The organism is Streptomyces sp. NBC_00654 (assembly GCF_026341775.1).
In the GTDB taxonomy this organism is placed as follows: Bacteria; Actinomycetota; Actinomycetes; order Streptomycetales; family Streptomycetaceae; genus Streptomyces.
In genome coordinates, this window is sequence record NZ_JAPEOB010000001.1 from 1434541 (window position 1) to 1457404 (window position 22864).

At 72.1% G+C, this 22864-nt stretch carries 22 protein-coding genes; 11 read left to right on the plus strand and 11 right to left on the minus strand.

What is annotated here, in order from left to right; translation table 11 throughout:
- The first annotated feature begins 30 nt into the window (after positions 1 to 30).
- Positions 31 to 714 (plus strand): PH domain-containing protein, encoded by a 684-nt coding sequence (locus OHA98_RS06300; protein WP_266923179.1) that lies wholly within the window; start codon positions 31 to 33, stop codon positions 712 to 714.
- 63 nt (positions 715 to 777) lie between these two features.
- Here OHA98_RS06300 and OHA98_RS06305 read toward each other — a convergent pair whose 3' ends face one another.
- The 3 genes from OHA98_RS06305 to OHA98_RS06315 all read right to left on the minus strand — a co-directional run bounded on the left by OHA98_RS06305 (position 778) and on the right by OHA98_RS06315 (position 4057).
- Positions 778 to 2418, minus strand: a complete 1641-nt coding sequence (locus OHA98_RS06305) for a phospho-sugar mutase (RefSeq protein WP_266923181.1) — start codon at positions 2416 to 2418, stop codon at positions 778 to 780.
- Between the two features lie 248 nt (positions 2419 to 2666).
- Positions 2667 to 3491 (minus strand): purine-nucleoside phosphorylase, encoded by an 825-nt coding sequence (locus tag OHA98_RS06310; RefSeq protein ID WP_266923183.1) that lies wholly within the window; start codon positions 3489 to 3491, stop codon positions 2667 to 2669.
- Positions 3492 to 3619: 128 nt separating this feature from the next.
- The gene (locus OHA98_RS06315; protein WP_073718187.1) at positions 3620 to 4057 is read right to left on the minus strand and encodes a gamma-glutamylcyclotransferase; all 438 of its coding nucleotides are present in this window, start codon (positions 4055 to 4057) and stop codon (positions 3620 to 3622) included.
- A 239-nt stretch (positions 4058 to 4296) separates the two neighbouring features.
- On the opposite strand from OHA98_RS06315, the gene OHA98_RS06320 reads away from it, so the two are divergent.
- Positions 4297 to 5736 (plus strand): NAD(P)H-quinone dehydrogenase, encoded by a 1440-nt coding sequence (locus tag OHA98_RS06320; RefSeq protein WP_266923186.1) that lies wholly within the window; start codon positions 4297 to 4299, stop codon positions 5734 to 5736.
- 176 nt (positions 5737 to 5912) lie between these two features.
- On the plus strand, positions 5913 to 6872 hold the full coding sequence (locus OHA98_RS06325) for a DeoR/GlpR family DNA-binding transcription regulator (RefSeq protein ID WP_266923187.1): 960 nt from the start codon (positions 5913 to 5915) through the stop codon (positions 6870 to 6872).
- A 170-nt stretch (positions 6873 to 7042) separates the two neighbouring features.
- Here OHA98_RS06325 and OHA98_RS06330 read toward each other — a convergent pair whose 3' ends face one another.
- Both OHA98_RS06330 and OHA98_RS06335 read right to left on the minus strand, forming a co-directional pair.
- A complete protein-coding gene (locus OHA98_RS06330; protein ID WP_266923189.1) occupies positions 7043 to 7663 on the minus strand; it encodes a TetR/AcrR family transcriptional regulator in 621 nt (206 codons plus the stop codon).
- A 106-nt stretch (positions 7664 to 7769) separates the two neighbouring features.
- Positions 7770 to 9524 carry a biotin carboxylase N-terminal domain-containing protein gene (locus OHA98_RS06335; RefSeq protein WP_266923191.1) on the minus strand — a complete coding sequence of 585 codons (1755 nt, stop codon included), beginning with the start codon at positions 9522 to 9524 and terminating at the stop codon, positions 7770 to 7772.
- 355 nt (positions 9525 to 9879) lie between these two features.
- On the opposite strand from OHA98_RS06335, the gene OHA98_RS06340 reads away from it, so the two are divergent.
- Entirely contained in the window at positions 9880 to 10344 is a 465-nt protein-coding gene (locus OHA98_RS06340; RefSeq protein WP_266927754.1) for a hypothetical protein, read from the plus strand.
- Positions 10345 to 10405: 61 nt separating this feature from the next.
- On the opposite strand, the gene OHA98_RS06345 is transcribed toward OHA98_RS06340, so the two are convergent.
- The 4 genes from OHA98_RS06345 to OHA98_RS06360 form a co-directional block, all read right to left on the minus strand.
- Positions 10406 to 11017 (minus strand): nucleoside triphosphate pyrophosphatase, encoded by a 612-nt coding sequence (locus OHA98_RS06345; RefSeq protein WP_266923193.1) that lies wholly within the window; start codon positions 11015 to 11017, stop codon positions 10406 to 10408.
- Between the two features lie 35 nt (positions 11018 to 11052).
- Positions 11053 to 11181, minus strand: a complete 129-nt coding sequence (gene mmpB / locus OHA98_RS06350; protein WP_266923195.1) for a morphogenic membrane protein MmpB — start codon at positions 11179 to 11181, stop codon at positions 11053 to 11055.
- Between the two features lie 137 nt (positions 11182 to 11318).
- Positions 11319 to 11525, minus strand: a complete 207-nt coding sequence (locus OHA98_RS06355; protein ID WP_266923197.1) for an acyl-CoA carboxylase epsilon subunit — start codon at positions 11523 to 11525, stop codon at positions 11319 to 11321.
- A gap of 14 nt (positions 11526 to 11539) precedes the next feature.
- On the minus strand, positions 11540 to 13120 hold the full coding sequence (locus OHA98_RS06360; RefSeq protein ID WP_266923198.1) for an acyl-CoA carboxylase subunit beta: 1581 nt from the start codon (positions 13118 to 13120) through the stop codon (positions 11540 to 11542).
- Between the two features lie 146 nt (positions 13121 to 13266).
- On the opposite strand from OHA98_RS06360, the gene OHA98_RS06365 reads away from it, so the two are divergent.
- From OHA98_RS06365 to hutH, 5 genes are all read left to right on the plus strand, one after another.
- A complete protein-coding gene (locus tag OHA98_RS06365) occupies positions 13267 to 14130 on the plus strand; it encodes a biotin--[acetyl-CoA-carboxylase] ligase (protein ID WP_266923200.1) in 864 nt (287 codons plus the stop codon).
- 182 nt (positions 14131 to 14312) lie between these two features.
- Positions 14313 to 15512, plus strand: coding sequence for an adenylate/guanylate cyclase domain-containing protein (locus OHA98_RS06370; protein ID WP_266923202.1), 1200 nt, complete (start codon positions 14313 to 14315; stop codon positions 15510 to 15512).
- Between the two features lie 121 nt (positions 15513 to 15633).
- A complete protein-coding gene (locus tag OHA98_RS06375; RefSeq protein ID WP_266923204.1) occupies positions 15634 to 16446 on the plus strand; it encodes an enoyl-CoA hydratase/isomerase family protein in 813 nt (270 codons plus the stop codon).
- A 125-nt stretch (positions 16447 to 16571) separates the two neighbouring features.
- On the plus strand, positions 16572 to 17726 hold the full coding sequence (locus OHA98_RS06380; RefSeq protein WP_266923206.1) for a GGDEF domain-containing protein: 1155 nt from the start codon (positions 16572 to 16574) through the stop codon (positions 17724 to 17726).
- A gap of 76 nt (positions 17727 to 17802) precedes the next feature.
- Positions 17803 to 19353, plus strand: coding sequence for a histidine ammonia-lyase (hutH, locus tag OHA98_RS06385; RefSeq protein ID WP_266923208.1), 1551 nt, complete (start codon positions 17803 to 17805; stop codon positions 19351 to 19353).
- Positions 19354 to 19482: 129 nt separating this feature from the next.
- On the opposite strand, the gene OHA98_RS06390 is transcribed toward hutH, so the two are convergent.
- The gene (locus OHA98_RS06390) at positions 19483 to 19788 is read right to left on the minus strand and encodes a hypothetical protein (protein ID WP_266923210.1); all 306 of its coding nucleotides are present in this window, start codon (positions 19786 to 19788) and stop codon (positions 19483 to 19485) included.
- Between the two features lie 108 nt (positions 19789 to 19896).
- On the opposite strand from OHA98_RS06390, the gene OHA98_RS06395 reads away from it, so the two are divergent.
- Together OHA98_RS06395 and OHA98_RS06400 are read left to right on the plus strand one after the other, a co-directional pair.
- Positions 19897 to 20385, plus strand: a complete 489-nt coding sequence (locus OHA98_RS06395) for a hypothetical protein (protein WP_266923212.1) — start codon at positions 19897 to 19899, stop codon at positions 20383 to 20385.
- 235 nt (positions 20386 to 20620) lie between these two features.
- Positions 20621 to 21889, plus strand: coding sequence for an Ig-like domain-containing protein (locus tag OHA98_RS06400; protein ID WP_266923214.1), 1269 nt, complete (start codon positions 20621 to 20623; stop codon positions 21887 to 21889).
- Between the two features lie 172 nt (positions 21890 to 22061).
- On the opposite strand, the gene OHA98_RS06405 is transcribed toward OHA98_RS06400, so the two are convergent.
- Positions 22062 to 22550 (minus strand): RDD family protein, encoded by a 489-nt coding sequence (locus tag OHA98_RS06405; RefSeq protein ID WP_266923216.1) that lies wholly within the window; start codon positions 22548 to 22550, stop codon positions 22062 to 22064.
- Positions 22551 to 22864: the final 314 nt, after the last annotated feature.

Below are 22864 nucleotides of genomic sequence, written 5' to 3' on the forward strand. Positions count from 1 at the left end.
CGTCGGCGGCCGTCAGGCAGAATCGGCCCCATGACGAGCCCCACACCTCCCGCAGAGCCGACCTACGCCGCCCGGACCTTCCGGTCGGGCGCCGGGCTGGTCTGCGGTGTGCTGCTGCTTCTGCTGGCCGCCTGGCTCGCCGGGGACGCCATGTTCCGGGGCGAGGGCCAGGTGCCGTGGCTGGCCCTCGCCGCGCTGCTCATGGTGGTGCCGCTGATCGTGGCGTTCACGCTGCGGCCCGCGGTGTTCGCGACCGACCGGGACATCAGGATCCGCAACCCGTTCCGGACGATCGCACTGCCCTGGAGCGAGGTCGCCGATGTGCGGGCCGGGTACTCCACCGAGCTCTTCACCCAGGAAGGCACCAAGTACCAGCTGTGGGCGGTGCCCGTCTCGCTGCGCGAACGCAAGCGGGCGGCCCGCAGGGCCTCGCGTCAGGCGCACGACGACCCGTACGGCCGGACCTCCGTGCACGCCGACGTACGCGACACCCAGGCGCGCGTCGCGGCGGCCGACCGGGCCGTGCTGGACCTGCGCGAGCTGGCCGAGCGGGCCGGGGCGGTACAGGGCGCGGCGGCCACCGGGAGCGGGACCGGCGACGCCGCTCCGGCCGCGACCGCGGTCACGGCCCCGTCCGTGCGGTGGGCCGTCGAGCTGATCGCGCCCGCCGCGGCGGGCGCGGTGCTCCTCGTGGTGCTGCTCGCCGTGGGGTGAGCGGGGTGAGCGGGCGAGTGGGGTGACGGGGAGGACAGCGGCTCCGGCGCCGGCCGCCCGGAGTCAGATCCCCGCAGCCGCCGCCAGGTCCCGCTTGATCCCCGCGAGGAGCTCGGCGCCCTTCGCCCGTGCGGCGGGCAGCTCCGCCGTCGAACCGACCGGCACCACGACCTCCAGGTAGCACTTGAGCTTGGGCTCGGTGCCGCTCGGACGGACGATCACCCGGGCGCCCCGGAGCCGGTAGCGCAGCCCGTCGGTGGGCGGCAGCTGCCCGGTGCCCCGGGAGAGGTCCTCGGCCGAGACGACCGCGAGGCCCGCCAGCGCGGTCGGCGGCGTCTCGCGCAGGCGCCGCATGGCGTCGGCGATGACCGACAGGTCCTCGACCCGCACGGACAGCTGGTCGGTGGCGTGCAGCCCGTGCGCCAGGGCGAGGTCGTCGAGAAGGTCCAGGAGGGTACGTCCCCGTTCCTTGAGCACGGAGGCCAGTTCCGCGACGAGCAGGGCGGCCGTGATGCCGTCCTTGTCGCGGACGCCTTCGGGGTCCACGCAGTAGCCGAGCGCCTCCTCGTACCCGTACCGCAGGCCGTCGACGCGGGCGATCCACTTGAAGCCGGTCAGCGTCTCCTCATGGCCGAGACCCGCCTTCTCGGCGATCCGGCCGAGCAGCGAGGACGACACGATCGACTCGGCGAAGACCCCCGTCGCGCCCCGGTCCACCAGATGGGCGGCGAGCAGCGCGCCCACCTCGTCGCCGCGCAGCATCCGCCAGCCGCCCTCGACGGCGGCGTCCGGGACGGCCACGGCGCAGCGGTCGGCGTCCGGGTCGTTGGCGATGACCAGATCGGGGTCCGCCCGGCGCGCGGTCGCGAAGGCGAGATCCATGGCGCCGGGCTCTTCCGGGTTGGGGAAGGCGACGGTGGGGAACGCGGGGTCGGGCTCGGCCTGCTCGGCCACCAGTACCGGTTCGGGGAACCCGGCGCGGGCGAACGCGGCCGTCAGCACGGAGGTGCCGACGCCGTGCATCGCGGTGTACACGACCCGGGCGGTACGCGGGGTCCGCGCGCCGAGCACCGCGTCCGTGCGGGCGAGATAGGCGTCCAGCACCTCCTCGCCGAGCACCTCCCAGCCGGACTCGGGACGGGGGACGCCCTCCAGCGGGCCGACGGCGGCGATCGCGGCGGCGATCTCGCCGTCGGCCGGGGGCACGATCTGCGAGCCGTCGCCGAGATAGACCTTGTAGCCGTTGTCGCGCGGCGGGTTGTGGCTGGCGGTGACCTCGACGCCGGCCACGGCGCCCAGATGCCGTATGGCGTACGCCAGGACCGGGGTCGGCAGGGGCCGGGGGAGTACGGCGGCCCGCAGCCCGGCACCGGTCATCACGGCCGCGGTGTCCCGGGCGAAGTCCTCGGACTTGTAGCGGGCGTCGTACCCGATGACGACGAGCCCGCCCTTCCGCCCCTGCGCGACGAGGTACGCGGCGAGACCGGCGGCGGCCCGGATCACGACGGACCGGTTCATCCGCATCGGCCCGGCCCCGATCTCGCCGCGCAGCCCGGCCGTGCCGAACTGGAGCGTGCCCGCGAAGCGCACGGCGAGCTCGTCCAGGTCCGCCGCGTCGATGAGCCGGCCGAGCTCGTCACGGGTCTCGGGGTCCGGGTCCTCGGCCAGCCAGGTCCTGGCCTGCGCGATGAGGTCGTGCTGCACGGGGTCCACCTTTCGGGACGCGAGGGGCGCGAGGGGCGCCGGCGGTGCGAGTGGCACGGAAGTGCCGGGGCATACGGGGCATACGGGGCCTGCGCGGCGTACGACCGCTTGCACGGCGCACTCTGCGTACGGAGTCGTACGGAGTCGCACCCGGCGTACGGAGCCGTACGAAGTCGTACGGGCGGGTACGGACGGCCATGGGCGTTACGGGAAGGGGCGAGGCCGCCGGGGCGGGCGCGCGCCCCGGCTCAGATGCGGTCCAGCACCCGTGCCAGCAGCGACCCCATACGGGTCGCGGAGTCCCGTCCCGCCTGAAGCACCTCTTCGTGGTTGAGCGGCTCCCCGGACAGTCCGGCGGCGAGGTTCGTGACGAGCGAGATGCCCAGCACCTCCGCTCCCGCCTCCCGGGCCGCGATCGCTTCGAGGACGGTCGACATGCCGACCAGGTCGCCGCCCATGACCCGGACCATGCCGATCTCGGCCGGGGTCTCGTAGTGCGGGCCGGGGAACTGCACGTACACGCCCTCTTCGAGCGTCCCGTCGATCTCCTTGCACAGCGCGCGCAGGCGCGGCGAGTAGAGGTCGGTGAGATCGACGAAGTTGGCACCGACGATCGGGGACGCCGCCGTGAGGTTGATGTGGTCGCTGATCAGCACCGGCTGACCGGGGCGCATGCCCTCGCGCAGTCCGCCGCAGCCGTTCGTCAGGACCACGGTGCCGCAGCCCGCGGCGACGGCGGTGCGCACACCGTGCGCGACGGCGGCGACCCCGCGGCCCTCGTAGTAGTGCGTACGTCCGAGGAAGACCAGGACACGCTTCGCGCCGATCTTGTACGAGCGGATCGTGCCGCCGTGGCCCTGGACGGCGGGTGCGGGGAACCCGGGAAGCTCGGTCACCGGGAACTCGGCTTCCGGAGTGCCGAGTGCGTCGCCCGCGGGAGCCCAGCCCGAGCCCATCACGAGGGCGACGTCGTGGGTCTCGGCGCCGGTCAGCTCGCGCAGACGGGCGGCGGCCCCGGCAGCGGCGGCGTGGGGGTCGCCCTGGATGTTGTCCGGAATAACAGATGCGTTCACGCGAATGAGCGTAACCGGTGATTCCCTACGCGCGTAGATGCCCATGCGAAGAGTCTGGCCGGTCATGGTCGTACTTTCGTACGAACGCGTGAACGAGGGGGGCGGGCGGAAGGCGGGCCCGCCGGCTTTCAGCAGGGCCGCTTGCGCAGCTCCATCACATAGTCGTGCGGTGCGCCCGCGGACTCCGCGGCGTCCGCCAGTTCGCCGAGATACCGGGCCGAGGGCAGCCCGCCCTCGTACCCGTTCAGTACGTACATCCAGGCCGGCTCCTCGCCGTCCAGGGTGTGCACCCGTACCCGCATCCGCCGGTAGATGTCGAGCCCGACACCCTCCCAGCGGTCCATGGAGTCCTCGTCCATCGGCGCGAGGTCGTACAGCGCCACGAAGACCTGGGACCGCGGCGCCTCCACCACGGTGGCCAGCGCCCCTTCCCAGCCCATCTGCTCCCCGCCGAAGGTCAGCCGCCAGCCGTTGAGCCAGCCGGTACCGCGCAGCGGCGAATGCGGGGCGCGGCGGGTCATCAGCCGCGCGTCGAGGTTGCCGGCGTACGCGGCGTAGAGCGACATGAGGTCGAGAGTACGGGAGGTGGCCGCGGGAGTGCCGATTCCGGGGAGGAAGCCCCCGGTCGGGGAGTTCTCCGCGCGTCTCCCAGGCGCCCACGCCACGTATGGAGGGCCCCGGGGCGAAGCGCTTTGGCGCGTGCGGGACAATGGAGTACGTACTGCATTCCCCCGGGGCGATCCCCCGGACCCCCGGCCGGGGCGGCAGACGGCCGTGGGATGACACCACGCGAGGCGGACTTTTCGTGACCCGGATCGTGATCATCGGCGGCGGCCCCGGCGGCTACGAGGCGGCACTGGTGGGCGCCCAGCTCGGCGCGGAGGTGACTGTCGTGGACTGCGACGGCCTCGGCGGAGCCTCGGTACTCACCGACTGTGTGCCCTCGAAGACCCTGATCGCGACGGCAGAGGTGATGACCACCTTCGACTCCTCGTACGAGGAGCTGGGCATCATCGTCGCCGACGACACGCCGCACCTGGAACAGGCGGCGCGCGTGGTCGGCGTCGACCTCGGCAAGGTCAACCGACGGGTCAAGCGTCTCGCGCTCGCCCAGTCCCACGACATCACCGCCTCCGTCACCCGCGCCGGTGCCCGGGTGATGCGCGGCCGGGGCCGTCTCGAAGGTCTCCAGGCCGCCGACGGGTCCCGCCAGGTCGTCGTGACCGCCGCCGACGGTACGGAGGAACGGCTCACCGCCGACGCCGTGCTGGTCGCCACCGGCGGTCACCCCCGCGAGATCCCGGACGCGCTCCCCGACGGCGAGCGCATCCTGAACTGGACCCAGGTCTACGACCTCGACGAGCTCCCCGAGGAGCTGATCGTGGTCGGCTCCGGTGTGACGGGTGCCGAGTTCGCGGGTGCCTACCAGGCGCTCGGCTCGCGCGTCACCCTCGTCTCCTCCCGGGACCGGGTGCTGCCCGGTGAGGACCCGGACGCCGCCGCCGTCCTGGAGGACGTCTTCCGGCGCCGGGGCATGAACGTCATGGCCCGCTCCCGGGCCCAGTCCGCGAAGCGGGTGGGCGACCGGGTCGAGGTCACCCTCGCCGACGGCCGGGTCATCTCCGGCTCGCACTGTCTGATGGCGGTCGGCGCGATCCCGAACACGGCGGGCATGGGCCTGGAGGAGGCCGGGGTCCGGCTCAAGGAGTCCGGGCACATCATGACCGACCGGGTCTCCCGCACGAGCGCCCCCGGCGTCTACGCGGCGGGTGATGTCACCGGGATCTTCGCGCTGGCCTCGGTCGCCGCGATGCAGGGCCGGATCGCGATGTACCACTTCCTCGGTGACGCGGTGGCCCCGCTGAACCTGAAGACGGTCTCCTCGAACGTCTTCACCGACCCGGAGATCGCCACCGTCGGCTACAGCCAGGCCGACGTCGACGCGGGCAAGATCGACGCCCGTGTGGTGAAGCTGCCGCTGCTGCGCAACCCGCGCGCCAAGATGCAGGGCATCCGGGACGGGTTCGTCAAGATCTTCTGCCGGCCCGGCACCGGCATCGTGGTCGGCGGCTGTGTCGTCGCGCCGCGCGCCAGCGAACTCATCCATCCGATCTCGATCGCGGTCGACAACAACTTGACGGTGGAACAGATCGCAAACGCTTTCACCGTGTACCCGTCCCTGTCCGGATCGATCGCCGAAGTGGCCCGGCAGCTGCACACCCGCAAGCTCACCGGCGAGGCGTAGAACCCGGCAATCCCCGGCAACCCCCGGCAACTCAGGCGGGTCCGGGGACGCCGCGCGATCACTTCGGGACAACAGAGGGGCCGCCTATATCACTTGGCGGCCCCTTGTGCGTACAGCTTCTGTTATTCGGCGCAAACTGCTGAAAACCATCCGGCGGTCACGTTACTGTCAGTTCCGTGTTCGCTGCAGAACGTCGTCAATTGATCCTCGAAATGGTGCGTGCCAACGGGGCGGTATCGCTCCGTGAGCTCGCCCGCGTCGTCCAGACCTCCGAAGTGACCGTACGGCGGGACGTGCGGGCACTGGAGGCAGAAGGACTCCTCGACCGCCGGCACGGCGGTGCGGTCTTGCCGGGCGGTTTTACGCGGGAGTCCGGCTTTCCGCAGAAATCCCACCTCTCCACCGCGGAGAAAACAGCCATCGCTGATCTCGCCGCCGGTCTCGTCGGCGAGGGCGAGGCCATCGTGGTCGGCGCCGGTACGACCACGCAGGAGCTGGCCCGCCGGCTCGCGCGGGTCCCCGGTCTGACCGTGGTCACCAACTCGCTGCTGGTCGCCCAGGCGTTGGCCCATGCCAACCGGGTGGAAGTGGTGATGACCGGAGGCACCCTGCGCGGGAGCAACTACGCCCTCGTGGGCAGCGGAGCCGAGCAGTCCCTCCAGGGGCTGCGGGTCTCCCGGGCGTTCCTGTCCGGGAGCGGTCTCACGGCCGAACGGGGCCTGTCCACCTCCAACATGCTCTCCGCGAGCGTCGATCGCGCACTGGTGCAGGCCGCCGCGGAGGTGGTCGTCCTGGCGGACCACACCAAGCTGGGCTCGGACACCATGTTCCAGACGGTGCCGACGGACCTCATCACCCGGCTGGTGACGGACGAACCCCCGCTCCACGACGAGCGTGCCGCCGCCGAACTCCAGGCCCTGGCGGACCAGGGCGTGGAGATCACGGTGGCGGGGCCGGAACCGGGCACCTCCGGCGGGGAGGGCGCGCCGTCGGGCCGTCCGTCCGCCCGCCGCGACATGCCCCTGCCGGGGCAACGCCGTACGCAGAACGGGGGGCTGGGAAGCCCGTTGCGGAGCGCGGCGGCCATGCCGGAGCCGGGCGACCGGGCCCGGGTGGCTGACCTCCGCCGACGCTGAGGGCCGTCCCGTCCCGGGAGACCGCCCCGGCCGGGCCCCGTGAGGCCCGGCAGACCCCCCCTGCCGGCCCCGTGACACCCCGGCAGCCACCCGCCGGGTCCGGCCCCCGGTCTCCGGGCCCGCCGCCGGTCTCGCGCGCCCCGGCGAGGTGGGCTCAGGCCCCCGCGGGGTCAGTCGCGGGCGGGCTCCTCGCGGCCCTTCAGACCCTGGAGCGTCAGGAGCAGCAGGCGGTCCGCCAGCGCCGGGTCGTCCGGCGTCTGCTCCGCGGCCAGCGCGATCGCGTTCGTCAGCTGCAACAGATCGTCGATCGAGACGTCCGCCCGCACCGACCCGCTCTCCTGCGCCCGTGACAGCAGCCGGGCGCCCGCCTCCCGCAGGGGCGTATGGCACTGGGTCAGCGCCGAGGTCTCGTCGCGGGACGCCGACATGAGCGCCTGGGCCAGCCCGCGGTACTCACCCGCATGAGTGACGATCGCGCCCAGCCACTCCACCAGCGCCCGGCACGGCTGCTCGGCGCCCGCCAGCTCACGGGAGCGCTCCAGGAGCGCGCTCAGGGCCTCCTGGAACACCGCGTTCATCAGGGCGTGGCGGTTGGGGAAATGCCGGTACAGCGTGCCGATGCCCACGCCCGCCCGCCGTGCGACATCCTCCAGCGAGGCATCGGTGCCGTGTTCCGCGAACGCCGTACGGGCCTCGCCCAGCAGCCGGTCGTAGTTCCGGCGCGCGTCCGCGCGCATCGGCCGGTCCGGCCCCTGCGCCGTGCTCGTCGACATCGAGATCGCCCTTGCCATCGCGCAGTCCTCCCAGAATCCCTGGGTCCAGGATGCCACCGCATGCCCGAGGGCCCGGTCCGCGTCGCACAACCCGGACCGGGCCCTCAGGGAAACAGCGGTGCGCTCAGTCCTTGATCTCGCAGATCATCGCGCCGGAGGAGACGGAGGCGCCGACCTCGGCCGCCAGTCCCTTGACGGTGCCCGCGCGGTGCGCGTTGAGCGGCTGCTCCATCTTCATCGCTTCGAGGACGACGACGAGGTCGCCCTCCTTGACCTCCTGGCCCTCCTCGACCGCGATCTTCACGATCGTGCCCTGCATCGGGGAGGCGAGGGTGTCACCGGAGGCGGCGGAACCGGCCTTCTTCGCCGCCCGCCGCTTCGGCTTCGCGCCCGCGGCGAGTCCGGTCCGGGCCAGGCTCATGCCCAGGGACGAGGGCAGCGAGACCTCCAGCCGCTTCCCGCCGACCTCGACCACGACCGTCTCGCGGCCCGGCTCGTCGTCGCTGTCGGCGTCCGCGGCCGCGGTGAACGGCGTGATCTCGTTGACGAACTCCGTCTCGATCCACCGGGTGTGGACGGTGAACGGGTCCGAGGTGAACGCAGGGTCGACCACCACCGCGCGGTGGAACGGGATCGCGGTCGCCATTCCCTCCACGGTGAACTCACCCAGCGCACGGGCCGCCCGCTGGAGCGCCTGCTCCCGCGTCGCACCCGTCACGATCAGCTTCGCGAGGAGCGAGTCCCACGCCGGGCCGATCACACTGCCCGACTCCACGCCCGTGTCCAGACGGACACCCGGGCCGGTCGGCGGGGCGAAGGTGGTGACGGTGCCGGGGGCGGGCAGGAAACCGCGGCCCGGGTCCTCGCCGTTGATGCGGAACTCGAACGCGTGCCCCCGCAGCGCGGGGTCCCCGTAGCCGAGCTCCTCGCCGTCCGCGATCCGGAACATCTCGCGGACCAGGTCGATGCCGGTGACCTCCTCGGTCACCGGGTGCTCGACCTGGAGACGGGTGTTGACCTCCAGGAACGAGATCGTTCCGTCCAGCCCGACCAGGAACTCGACCGTGCCGGCGCCGACATAGCCGGCTTCCTTCAGGATCGCCTTCGACGCCGCGTACAGCTCCGCGTTCTGCGCCTCGGACAGGAACGGGGCCGGGGCCTCCTCGACCAGCTTCTGGTGCCGCCGCTGGAGCGAGCAGTCGCGCGTCGAGACGACCACCACGTTGCCGTGGGTGTCGGCCAGGCACTGCGTCTCCACATGCCTCGGCTTGTCGAGGTACCGCTCGACGAAGCACTCGCCCCGCCCGAACGCCGCGACCGCCTCACGCACCGCGGAGTCGTACAGCTCCGGGATCTCCTCCAGCGTCCGGGCCACCTTCAGCCCGCGGCCGCCGCCGCCGAACGCCGCCTTGATCGCGATCGGCAGCCCGTTCTCGGCCGCGAACGCCACGACCTCGTCCGCACCGGACACCGGGTCCGGCGTCCCCGCGACGAGCGGGGCACCCGCGCGCTGCGCGATGTGCCGGGCGGCGACCTTGTCCCCGAGGTCTCGGATCGCCTGCGGCGGCGGACCGATCCACGTCAGACCCGCGTCGAGCACCGCCTGGGCGAACTCGGCGTTCTCCGACAGGAACCCGTACCCCGGATGAATCGCGTCCGCTCCCGAGTCGGCCGCGGCCCGGAGCACCTTGGCCATGTCCAGATAACTCGCGGCCGGGGTGTCACCGCCCAGAGCGAACGCCTCATCAGCCGCCCGGACATGCAGAGCATCCCGGTCCGGATCCGCGTAGACCGCCACACTCGCGATACCGGCATCCCGGCACGCCCTGGCAACACGGACAGCGATTTCGCCACGGTTGGCGATGAGCACCTTGCGCACGATGACTCCCTCCTTGAAACAAGCTGAGTTTAGGGACTACCGACACGGCCGTACGACCCGTCCCCAATAGTGAGCTTGCCCACACGGAGTGTGATTCGAGGCTTGCTTGAGTCGTGAAATCCCTTGTCGCACCACGGTACGCCGCGTTCCTCAAGCGCACAGTAGCCACGAGGTGTGGTGCAGGTCTCTGTAATTTGAGTCAACGCTTCGGGGCATTTCTTTGTGGACTCCCTACGAACGGCCGGTGGATTCTTTGCCCGGCCCCGAGGGCGGCAAGACCCCTTGTTCGAACGATTACCCGTTAGTAGGGTCCGCCGTATCGCACGTACTACAGGTAACAGGGGGTGGCGCAGTGGTGCGCAGACCGGTGGCCGTCGTGACCGCGCTCGTGCTGTTCGGGGAAGCCGCGGGCATCGTGTTCGTCAACGCCGTGCTCGCGACGGTCGCGGAGAACCAGAACATGTCGCTCGCCGGAATGGACCCGGAGGCCATGTCCACCGGCACCTGGGTGATGGGCGGTGTCCTTGGCCTCCTGCTGGTGCTGTGCGGTCTCGTCGCCCTCGTGGCCGGGATACGCGACCGCTCGCCGGGGCGGGCGGGCCGTGTCGCCCTCATCGGGTGCGCGATCGTGCACGGGGTGCTGGGGGCCCTCACGGTGGGCCTGGTCGGCTGGGCCGCCTTCGCGTTCATGATGGCCGTGCTGGCCCTGCTTGTGCTGACGCTGGTGACGTACGGCTCCGGTGGCGCGGACAGCGGCGGGAACGGGAGCGGGCCGGGGAACGGGAACGGCGCCGAGGCGTCCGCCCCCGCGCCCGCCTGAAGGCTGTCCCCGCAGGGGGCCGACGCGCCGTGCGGCCCGCGCCGCGGCCCCCGGGCGGCTCTCAGGTCCACAACTCCGTCACGGAGATGTCCAGTTCGCCGAGCAGCCGGCGCAGCAGCGGCAGGGAGAGCCCGATGACGTTGCCGTGGTCGCCCTCGATGGAGTCGACGAACGGTGCCGAACGGCCGTCCAGGGTGAACGCCCCCGCGACATGGAGCGGCTCGCCCGAGGCGACATAGGCGGCGACCTCGGCGTCGGTCGGCTCGCCGAACCGGACGACGGTGGACGCGGTCGCGGAGGCGGTACGGCCGGACGCGGTGTCGATCACGCTGTGCCCGGTCCGCAGGACGCCGGACCGGCCGCGCATGGACTTCCAGCGCGCGGTGGCCTCCTCGGCGTCGGCGGGCTTGCCGAGCGCCTCGCCGTCCAGTTCGAGGACGGAGTCGCAGCCGATCACCAGGGCGCCCCCGGCCTCGGGGCGGGCGGCGACGGCCGCCGCCTTGGCCTCGGCCAGGACCAGCGCCAGCCGGGCCGGTGTCGGGGCGGTCAGGGCGTCCTCGTCGACGCCGCTGACGATCACCTCGGGAGCGAAACCGGCCTGGCGGAGAAGGCCGAGACGGGCGGGCGAGGCGGAGGCGAGCACAAGGCGGCGCTGATCAGTCATACCGGCCATCGTAGAAGGGCCGGTACGCCCCTGTGGCCGAAGGTTCAGCGGATGCCCAGGGCGAACATCGCGACGATCATGGCGAGCGCGAGCACCAGACCCGCGCGGCGCATCATGTCCTGAGCGTCGCGCAGGTCCTTCGGCGGCTTGTTCTCGGGATCGGACCACAGCATGTTCCGATCCTGCTGCGATGCCCGCACTCACGCCTGAGTACGGATACTCAACCGGCCCCGTTCATACGGACCAGATCGTTCCGCGGGCGTCCGCCGCGCGCGTGGAGCGCGCGTCGGACGCACGCGTGGAGCGCGCGTCAGGCGGGCCAGTACGTCCGTGCCCAGGACCGCGGGCCCGGCTGCGGGCGTCCGCGGCGGGCGATGCGGCCCGGGTCGGACCACTGCTCGGGCGGTACCGGGCCGCCGGAGGACACGGCGGCCGTCGCCGCGGCGCGGGCCCGGACCACCGCGAGGGCGGCGGCCAGCTCCTCCGGGGTCGGGTTGCCCCGTACGACCTTGATCATGGCCAGACGCCTTTCTAGAGGGGGATGTTGCCGTGCTTCTTCGGGGGCAGCGACTCCCGCTTCGTGCGCAGCTGACGCAGGCCCTTCACGATGTGGGCCCGGGTGTCGGACGGCATGATCACCGCGTCGACGTATCCGCGCTCGGCCGCCACGTACGGGTTCAGCAGGGCGTCCTCGTAGTCCGCCATCAGCTCGGCGCGGGCCGCGTCGGGGTCCTCGGCGGCGGCGATCGTACGGCGGTGCAGGATGTTCACCGCGCCCTGCGCGCCCATCACGGCGATCTGCGCGGTCGGCCAGGCGACATTGAGGTCGGCGCCCAGGTGCTTGGAGCCCATGACGTCGTAGGCGCCGCCGAACGCCTTGCGGGTGATCACCGTGATCAGCGGGACGGTGGCCTCCGCGTACGCGTAGATCAGCTTGGCGCCGCGGCGGATGATGCCGCCGTACTCCTGGTCCACGCCCGGCAGGAAGCCCGGCACGTCGACGAAGGTCAGCACCGGCACGTTGAACGCGTCGCAGGTGCGGACGAAGCGGGCCGCCTTCTCGCTCGCGTCGATGTCCAGGCAGCCGGCGAACTGCATCGGCTGGTTGGCGACGACGCCGACCGGGTGCCCCTCCACGCGGCCGAAGCCGGTGATGATGTTCGGCGCGAACAGGGCCTGGGTCTCCAGGAATTCACTGTCGTCCAGCACATGCTCGATGGCGGTGTGCATGTCGTACGGCTGGTTCGCCGAGTCCGGGATGAGGGTGTCCAGCTCGCGGTCCTCGTCCGTGGTGGCCAGATCGGCCTCCTCCGGGAAGGCGGGAGCCTCGGAGAGGTTGTTCGAAGGGAGGTACGACAACAGGGACTTGACGTACTCGATGGCGTCCTTCTCGTCACCCGCCATGTGGTGGGCCACACCCGAGGTGGTGTTGTGCGTACGCGCGCCGCCCAGCTCCTCGAAGCCGACGTCCTCGCCGGTGACCGTCTTGATGACGTCGGGCCCCGTGATGAACATGTGCGAGGTCTGGTCGACCATCACCGTGAAGTCGGTGATCGCGGGGGAGTACACCGCGCCGCCCGCGCACGGTCCGACGATCAGGGAGATCTGCGGGATCACGCCTGAGGCGTGCACATTGCGGCGGAAGATCTCGGCGAACAGGCCGAGGGCCGCCACCCCCTCCTGGATACGGGCGCCGCCGCCGTCGTTGATGCCGATGACCGGACAGCCGGTCTTCAGGGCGAAGTCCATGACCTTGACGATCTTCTCGCCGTAGACCTCGCCGAGCGAGCCGCCGAAGATCGTGAAATCCTGCGAGTACACGCAGACGGGGCGGCCGTCGACCGTGCCGTAGCCGGTGACGACACCGTCTCCGTACGGGCGGTTCTTCTCGATGCCGAAATTGGTGGAGCGGTGCCGGGCGAACTCGTCCAGCTCCACGAAGGACCCCTCGTCGAGCAGGAGACCGACCCGCTCGCGTGCGGTCAGCTTGCCCTTGGCGTGCTGCTTCTCGACCGCGCGGGCGGACCCTGCGTGCGTCGCCTCTCCGATGCGGTGCTGTAGGTCCGCGATCTTGCCCGCGGTGGTGTGGATGTCGCTCTGCGGCTCGGACATCGGGTGGCGGCTCCCTGCCTGGTCACGGGGGACGACAAGTACCGGTCACGGGGGACGGCCAGTACTCCGTTTAGCTACTGACTCGTAGGGTATCGGCGCCGATACGGTTCGGCAGTGCGTCGTTTGCCACACCTAGGGTGGCTTGCATGACTTCACCGGATGCGCCACACAACCGCTGGTCGGACCTGGACCGGCCGCCCCTGAACGTCGCCGCGCTGCGCCGCGGACTGCTGCGGCCCGGGGGGCTGTGGAGCTCGCTCGACGTGGTGGAGTCGACCGGCTCGACCAACTCCGACCTCGCGCGACGGGCCGGTTCGCTGACCGAGGGCACGGTGCTGGTCGCCGAGGAGCAGACCGCGGGGCGCGGGCGGCTGGACCGGACCTGGACGGCGCCGCCCCGCTCGGGGCTCTTCTTCTCGGTCTTCCTGACGCCCGGTGAGGTGCCCGTGGAGCGCTGGGGGTGGCTGCCGCTGCTGGCCGGGGTCGCCGCCGCGACGGGGCTCGCCAGGTCGGCGGGCGTCGACACGGCGCTGAAATGGCCCAACGACCTGCTGGTCACGGTGGAGGGTGCGGAGCGCAAGGCGGGCGGCATCCTCGCCGAGCGCGCCGGGGACGGCGTCGTCATCGGCATGGGCCTCAACGTCTCCCTGCGGGCCGACGAGCTGCCCGCCCCGACAGCGGGCTCGCTGGTCCTCGCCGACGCGGTCTCCACCGACCGGGAGACCCTGCTGCGGGCCGTCCTGCGTTCCCTGGAGCAGTGGTACGGGACATGGCGGGCGGCGGACGGCGACGCCGCGGCGTCCGGGCTCCAGGCGGCCTACGCGGCGGGGTGCGCCACCCTGGACCGGACCGTGCGGGCCCAGCTGCCCGGTGACCGGTCGATCGTCGGCGAGGCCGTCGCGATCGACGGCGACGGCCGTCTCGTCCTGTCCACCGACGACGGGCTCCGGGAGCCGGTGTCGGCGGGAGACATCGTGCACCTGCGGGGGGTGGAGGGCGGTCTGACCTGAGATCGGGTGGAATCTGCGGGGGGTCGACCGGAACGGAATACTGCAAATACGGGAGATGTCACGCGCGACGCACCCGTACCGGGCAACCGGGGACGTGAGCTAGGGCACACCTGCCGTATCGTTGAGGCGATCCAGCGACAGATCGGCAGGGAAGTGCGCAGGGAACGGGCAGGAGGCGGCTGGTGACCGTCGACGACACGACCCCCGGCGAGGGCGCGGAGCCCCCGCCGGGATCCTCGGTCCACCCCACACCGCATCTTGAGGTCGAACATACGGCCGAGCCGAGCGATGATCCCCTCGCGATCCGGCTCGAACAGCTGATCCTGGGGGCCGACCGCCGCTACACGCCCTTCCAGGCGGCCCGTACCGCCGGGGTGTCCATGGACCTGGCGTCCCGGTTCTGGCGGGCCATGGGCTTCGCCGACATCGGGCAGGCCAGGGCGCTCACCGAGGCCGATGTGCTGGCGCTGCGCCGGCTCGCGGGTCTCGTCGAGGCGGGGCTGCTGAGCGAGCCGATGGCGATCCAGGTGGCCCGGTCGACCGGGCAGACCACCGCCCGGCTGGCGGAGTGGCAGATCGACTCGTTCCTGGAGGGGCTGACCGAGCCGCCCGAGCCGGGGATGACCCGTACCGAGGTCACGTATCCGCTGATCGAGCTGCTGCTGCCGGAGCTGGAGGAGTTCCTCATCTATGTGTGGCGGCGTCAGCTCGCCGCCGCCACCGGCCGGGTCGTGCAGGCCGCGGACGACGACGAGATGGTCGACCGGCGGCTCGCCGTCGGCTTCGCCGACCTGGTCGGCTTCACCCGGCTGACCCGGCGCCTGGAGGAGGAGGAGCTCGGCGAACTGGTCGAGTCCTTCGAGACCACCGCCGCCGATCTGGTCGCGGCCCACGGCGGGCGGCTCATCAAGACACTCGGCGACGAGGTGCTGTTCGCCGCCGACGACGCGGGTACGGCGGCCGAGATAGCGCTGCGTCTGATCGAGGCCATGGCCCAGGACGAGACGATGCCGGCGCTGCGGGTCGGCATCGCGTTCGGCACGGTCACCACCCGGATGGGCGATGTCTTCGGTACGACGGTGAACCTCGCCAGCCGGCTCACCTCCATAGCGCCGAAGGACGCGGTGCTGGTCGACGGTGCCTTCGCCCAGGAGCTGACCCGTACCGGCGACGCCCCCGTGTCCGAGGCGCAGGCCGCCGAGGAGGTCGCCGCCGCCGCGGAGCGGGCCCGGGTGGCCGAGAAGGAGGGCCGGAAGGACACGGACGCCCCGCCCCTGCCCACGTACCGCTTCGGGCTCCAGCCGATGTGGCAGCGGCCGGTGCGCGGGCTGGGCGTCGTGGAGCCGTGGCTGCTGGCCCGGCGGGGGAGGACGGGCGGCTGACGGGCGCGGACTCCTCGCGGCGGTACGGACCGGGCCTCCGGGCGGACGGCGCTCTCGTCGGCGACGACCGGTCCTGTCTAGGATCCCTCCGGTAACGCTCGTTGACCGGAGGGGTGCAGACATGACCATCACGTCGGAGCAGCGGTTCGGGGAGTTCGTCGTCGTACGGCGGTACGAGGGCCAGGACCATGTCGCCGAGCTGGTGCTCGACCGGCCCAAGGCCATGAACGCCGTGTCCACCGACATGGCCCGCTCCATCGGGGCCGCCTGTGAGGCGCTGGGCGCCGAACGCGGCGTACGCGTCACCGTCCTCACCTCCAGCCATGACCGGGCCTTCTGCGTGGGCGCGGACCTCAAGGAGCGCAACTCCCTCACCGACGCCGAGCTGGTGCGGCAGCGGCCCACCGCGCGGGCCGCCTACACCGGGGTGCTCGAACTGCCGATGCCGACGATCGCCGCCGTGCACGGCTTCGCGCTCGGCGGCGGCTTCGAGCTCGCCCTCGCCTGCGACCTGATCGTGGCCGACCGCACCGCCGTGGTCGGCCTGCCCGAGGTGTCGGTCGGGGTGATCCCGGGCGGCGGCGGTACGCAGCTGCTGCCCCGCCGGGTCGGTGCGGCGCGGGCGGCCGAGCTGGTGTTCACCGCGCGCCGGGTGGAGGCCGCCGAGGCCCGGGAACTGGGGCTGGTCGACGAACTGGTCGAAGCGGGCCGGGACCGGGAGGAGGCGCTGGCGCTCGGCGGCCGGATCGCGGCCAACTCCCCGGTCGGACTGCGGGCCGCGAAGCGGGCCCTGCGGCTGGGGCACGGGCTGGATCTGCGCACCGGCCTCGAAGTGGAGGACTCGGCCTGGCGGTCGGTGGCCTTCTCCGGGGACCGCGTGGAGGGCGTGGCGGCCTTCAACGAGAAGCGCAGGCCGAACTGGCCCGGTGAGTGACGGCGGCGCGCCGGGGGACGGGAGCGAGGCGTCAGGGGGATGCGGGCGGCGCGCGCGGGGCGCGCGGAAGGATCGCTGACGTCTCAAACTGATCAAAACGGAACAAATCTACATAAGCTGTGCAAATGGGTGGTGACGATACGCGGCTGCGGGCCGTGGTTTCGCTGGCGCAGACGATGGCCGCGGCCTACACTCCGCGCGAGTCGTGGCGGGCGGCGGCGCTGGGGGCCTGTGAGGCACTGGGCGGCAGCTTCGCCGCGCTCTCGGTGTGGGAGCGCGACCGGGGCAGGCTCCGGGTACTGGTGAACGCCGGGCAGCGGGCCGAGGGGGAGGAGGAGTTCCCCGAGGAAGAGGCGTACCCGGTGCATCAGTTCCCGGAGATCACCGAGTTCCTGCACGAGCGGTGGGCGGGCGGCGGTGAGCCGGACGCCTGGGTGGAGACCGCCGACGGGCAGCCCGGTGCGGGCGGCCCGGCCCGCGGGGCCCGCCCGTACAGCCATCAGCGGGTCGCGGCCCTGCGGCGGCGGGGGCGCGGCTGCTGTGTGGTCGCGCCGATCGTGCTGCACGGACGGGCCTGGGGCGAGCTGTATGTCGCACGCCTGGCGGGGGAGCCGGTGTTCGACCGGGACGACGCGGACTTCGCGACCGTGCTGGCCGCCGTCGCCGCGGCCGGGATCGCCCAGACGGAGCGTCTGGAGGAGGTGCGCAAGCTCGCCTTCACCGACCCGCTGACCGGACTCGCCAACCGCCGCGCCGTCGACATCCGGCTCGACGAGGCCGTGGAGCGCCACCGTGCGGACGGCGCCGTCGTCAGCCTGGTCGTCTGCGATCTGAACGGCCTCAAGACGGTCAACGACACCCATGGCCACGCGGTCGGCGACCGTCTGCTGGAACGTTTCGGCTCGGTGCTCTCCCGATGCGGGGCGATGCTCCCCGGTGCCCTCGCGGCGCGGCTCGGCGGCGACGAGTTCTGCCTGCTCGCCGTGGGGCCCGGCGCGGACGACGTGGTCCGGGTCGCCACGGAACTGTGCGAGCGGGCGGCCGTGCTCGAACTCGGTGACGGGGTCGCCTGCGGGGTCGCGTCGACCGGTGACCCGATCGGGCAGGTGCGCTCGGCGCGGCGGCTGTTCCGGCTGGCGGACGCGGCGCAGTACCGGGCCAAGGCGGCGCGCGCCGTCGGGCCGGTGGTGGCCGGGCGCGACGGTGAGGTGATCCGGCTGGCCGACTCGCCGCCGAAGGCCGCCCACGACCGGCGCAGGCTGCGCGGCCACCGGCCGTGAATCGTCCCCGGCCGGTAAGGGGTCAACCGGGCTACCACTAGTGACATGAAGGGTTTCAGTCCGTACGCTTCTGAATATGGATATGCATACAGTCGTGGTGGGGACGTCCGGTACCACCGCCGAGGACGTCATCGCCGTGGCCCGCGGGGGAGCCCGGGTCGAGCTCTCCGCCGCCGCCGTGGAAGCGCTGGCCGCCGCCCGCCGGATCGTGGACGCGCTCGCCGCCAAGCCCGAGCCGGTCTACGGCGTCTCCACCGGCTTCGGCGCCCTCGCCAGCCGCCACATCAGCCCCGACCTGCGGGCGCAGCTCCAGCGCAACATCGTCCGCTCGCACGCCGCGGGCATGGGCCCCCACGTCGAGCGCGAGGTCGTGCGCGCCCTGATGTTCCTCCGGCTGAAGACGGTCGCCTCCGGCCACACCGGCGTACGCCCCGAGGTCGCGCAGACCATGGCCGATGTGCTCAACGCGGGCATCACGCCCGTCGTGCACGAGTACGGCTCGCTCGGCTGCTCCGGCGACCTGGCGCCCCTGTCGCACTGCGCCCTGACACTGATGGGCGAGGGCGACGCGGAGGGCCCCGACGGAACCGTGCGCCCCGCGGGCGAACTGCTCGCCGCACACGGCATCACCCCGGTCGAGCTGCGCGAGAAGGAGGGCCTCGCCCTCCTCAACGGCACCGACGGCATGCTCGGCATGCTCGTCATGGCCCTCGCCGACCTCCGGAACCTCTACACCTCGGCCGACATCACCGCCGCCCTCTCGCTGGAGGCGTTGCTCGGCACGGACAAGGTCCTCGCGCCGGAACTGCACGCCATCCGCCCCCACCCGGGCCAGGGCGCCAGCGCCGACAACATGCTGCGGGTACTGGCGGGTTCCGGTCTTACGGGTCACCATCAGGACGACGCGCCGCGCGTCCAGGACGCCTACTCGGTGCGCTGCGCCCCGCAGGTCAACGGCGCGGGGCGGGACACCCTCGCGTACGCGGCCGTGGTCGCCGGGCGTGAGCTGGCCTCCGCCGTCGACAACCCGGTGGTGCTGCCCGACGGCAGGGTCGAGTCCAACGGCAACTTCCACGGCGCCCCCGTGGCGTACGTCCTGGACTTCCTCGCCATCGTGGCCGCCGACCTCGGCTCGATCTCCGAGCGCCGCACCGACCGGCTCCTGGACAAGAACCGCTCGCACGGGCTGCCGCCCTTCCTCGCCGACGACGCCGGGGTCGACTCGGGCCTGATGATCGCCCAGTACACCCAGGCCGCCCTGGTCAGCGAGATGAAGCGGCTCGCGGTCCCCGCCTCCGCCGACTCGATCCCGTCCTCCGCGATGCAGGAGGACCACGTCTCCATGGGCTGGTCGGCGGCGCGCAAGCTCCGTACCGCCGTCGACAACCTCGCCCGGATCGTCGCCGTCGAGCTGTACGCGGCGACCCGTGCCGTCGAGCTGCGCGCCGCCCAGGGCCTCACCCCGGCCCCCGCCTCGCGGGCCGTCATCGACGCGCTGCGGGCGGCCGGCGTCCAGGGCCCGGGGCCGGACCGCTTCCTGTCGCCGGACCTGGCCGCCGCGGACATCTTCGTACGCGAGGGGAAGCTCGTGGAGGCCGTGGAACCGGTCACCGGGCCGCTGGCCTGAGCCCACGGGCACGACGGGTGGACCGGGGTGCCGTACGGCACGGAGGGCTGCCGCACCGGGTGGTGCGACAGCCCTCCGTGTCATGCGTACCGGCCCCGACGGGGGAGCCGGTGTGTCATGCGTACCTGCTCAGAGCGCGGGCCGTACCGTCCCCCGGCGCGCCGAGTACGTGACGAAGCCCGCGCCGATCCCCAGCAGTGCCGTGCCGCCGATCAGATACGGCGTGGTGTCGACCCCGGTGCCGGTGTCGGCGAGGGTCTCACCCGAGCTCTCGTTCCCGGCGGCGGGCCCCGCTCCCGGCTGTGCGGATTCGGCCGCCCCGGTCCTGTGCGCCGTCCTGTCGACGGTCGCGTTGGCCGAGGGAACGAACCAGAGAGCACAGAGCAGGGTGCCCGCGGCGGTGGTGGTCAGCAGTGTGCGACGAGTGACTGACACAGATTCGATCCCCTTGCGACAACCATGAGTTAGCCCCGTGGGCCGATGCTAAGCAAAGCAGCGGGTCGTAGGAAAGTCGCGGACAGCGGGAGCCTTACGCTCCGGCTTATGAGCACTTCAGAGACATCCAGGTTTGTTCGACTTCGTGTGGAGATGGTGCTGGAGATCACCGACTCCGACGCCCTGACCGGCACCGCGCTCGAAAGCATCGCCGCCGAGTACGGGGAGCCCGTCACCGGGATCGCCGAGGGCGACACCGCCGAGGAGCGCACCCGCGCGGAGGCCACCGTCCGGGCCGACGCCGCGGAGGCGCTCGCCTCCCTGGTGGACCCCTTCGACCTGGTCAGTGAGGTACCGGGGGTCGAGCTGGCCCAGGCCTCCTGGAGCAGCGAGAGCGTCGACTACGACCCCGACGCGGAGGGCTGGGACGACGACGAGGACGAGGACTACCTCACGGACGCCCTCTTCCTCGGCGAGGAGATCCTCCTCGGCGACGACGAGGAGGAGACCGGCGAGGGCGGTGGCGGAGACGGCGGCGAGGTCGCGCACAATGGGAGGGACGACGGCGAGCACAGCGACGCGGTACGGCAGGGCTGACGTGTGAGAGAACGGCCCCGGTCCGCCCACCCGCGGGCCGGGGCCGCCCCCTGTCCCGGGCCGCGCAAGCACAGGCCGGCCGGGAATGGCCGCTGCCACCGCCACGTCATGGAGTGGTGTTCCCCACATCCGCCGGGGATGAGGAACCGAGCGCCCGTTCCGGGTGTTCTTGGAACATTGACGGGTATTCGCCGTCCGGCGGCCCCGTTCGGGGATTTTTGGGGAATCGGCAACGATGGAGAAGCGTGTGATGACGGACAGCAAGCGGCGCAGGGGCCTCGTGGCCGTGTCCGCACTGCTCGGCGGCGTGCTGGTGCTTTCGGCCTGTAGCGACGACGGGGACAAGGGCGGAGCGAACGCCGACGGCTCGAAGACATCGCAGGCGCAGGAGGTGGACAAGGCGGCCGCCGAGGACGCTTCCGAGGCGCAGATAGCGATCAAGCCGAAGAACGGCGCCACCAACGCCAGCATCAACAACGATGCCAAGGTCACCGTCACCAAGGGCAAGCTGACCGAGGTCGTCATGACCACGGCGGCCGGCGAGGCGGTCGAGGGCACCCTGGCGGCGGACGGCCTGAGCTGGCAGCCGGCCGGTCAGCTGGAGCGCTCCACCACGTACAAGATCAACGCGACGGCGAAGGACTCGAAGGGCCGCGAGGCGCACGAGAACAGCTCCTTCACCACCGTGTCGCCCGCCAACAGCTTCATCGGGAACTTCACCCCGGAGGACGGCTCCACCGTCGGCGTCGGCATGCCGGTCTCGATCAACTTCAACAAGCCGATCACGGACAAGAAGGCCGTCCAGGACGGCATCACCGTGACGTCGAGCAGCGGCCAGGAGGTCGCCGGTCACTGGTTCAACTCGCAGCGCCTGGACCTGCGCCCCGAGGACTACTGGCAGGGCGGCTCCACCGTCACGCTGAAGCTGGCGCTGGACGGTGTCGAGGGCGCGGACGGCGTCTTCGGTGTCCAGCAGAAGACGGTCACCTTCAAGGTCGGCCGCAACCAGGTCTCCACCGTGGACGCCCGGACGAAGACCATGACGGTCACCCGGGACGGCAAGACGGTCAAGACCATCCCGATCTCCGCCGGTTCGCCCGACAACCCCACGTACAACGGTCAGATGGTGATCTCCGAGAAGTACAAGGAGACCCGGATGAACGGTGCGACCGTCGGCTTCACCGACGACGACGGCAAGGGCGAGTACGACATCAAGGACGTGCCGCACGCCATGCGGCTGTCCACCTCGGGCACCTTCATCCACGGCAACTACTGGGGCAAGGGCATCTTCGGTTCGGCGAACACCAGCCACGGCTGTGTGGGCCTCGCCGATGTGAAGGGCGCGGGCGACCCCGGCCAGCCCGGTGCCTGGTTCTACAACAACTCGCTCGTCGGCGACGTGGTCATCGTCAAGAACTCCCCGGACAAGACCATCACCCCGGACAACGGCCTCAACGGCTGGAACATGAGCTGGGCCGAGTGGACGGCGCCCGCCGCCGGCTGACCCCGCCCCGCTTCTCCGCCCTTCCCGGTACGTATCCCCGTACCGAACCCCGTACGAAGGCGGCGGCACCCGGATCCCCTCGGATCCCCGGTGCCGCCGCCTTCGGCGTACCCGGGCGTGCGTGTGCCGCCTCCGTCGTACGCCGTACCCGGCCGTGCGTGTCCCGCCGCGCTCACTCCGTCCGGGCCGCCACGGCGGCCCGGTAGCAGAGCAGGTCCCGGTGTCTGATCTGGCGGAGCCCCACCAGGTCCTCGTGCTGCGGCCCAGCGTCCGCGATGGGGCACAGCACACCCGGCGTCGCGCCCGTTCCGGCCGCTCCTGGGCGGTCGGGGGTCCGCCCGGCCTGTGCGCGCAGCCCGCGCCAGGGCTGGAACGGCAGCCAGAACAGGCCGTACAGCCAGCGCCGCACCAGCTGCCGGAAGGCGGGCCGGCCCGCGTCGGGCAGTCCGATCACCCGGACCCCCATGATCAGCTTTCCCGCGCTCGCCCGGACGGCGGCGGTCAGCAGCACCTGGTTGGCGAAGGACAGGGCCAGCGCCTGGACGACCAGCAGCGCGGCCGCACGGCCGGCGCCGGTCGCGTCCAGATAGGGGCGGACCAGCAGCCCGACGGCCAGCAGGCAGAGGTAGGAGTCGAGCCCGACCGCGAGATACCGCCGCATGTCCCCGGCCGCCGAGGGCAGACGGGGCGGAGGTCTCAGCGGTCCGGGCGGCCGCGGGGACGTCGTCCGGTGCGGGGAGAGGGGACTGCGGGGCGCGCCGCTGGGCGGCGCGGGGTTCCGGCGCGCGGGGCGCGCCGTCGCCTTGCGTACTTCCAACGGCCTTGGTCCGTAAGGGCGTTGGCCGTTCCGGTGCTCCCATGGCGTCGTCATGACGGCATCATGGCTGATTGTCGGCTGTTGCGCGCCGGTTCCTGGCGGGTAAGTCCTCGCACATCGGATCAACATCGCACAGCGCGGGCCGGTGCCCCCACTTC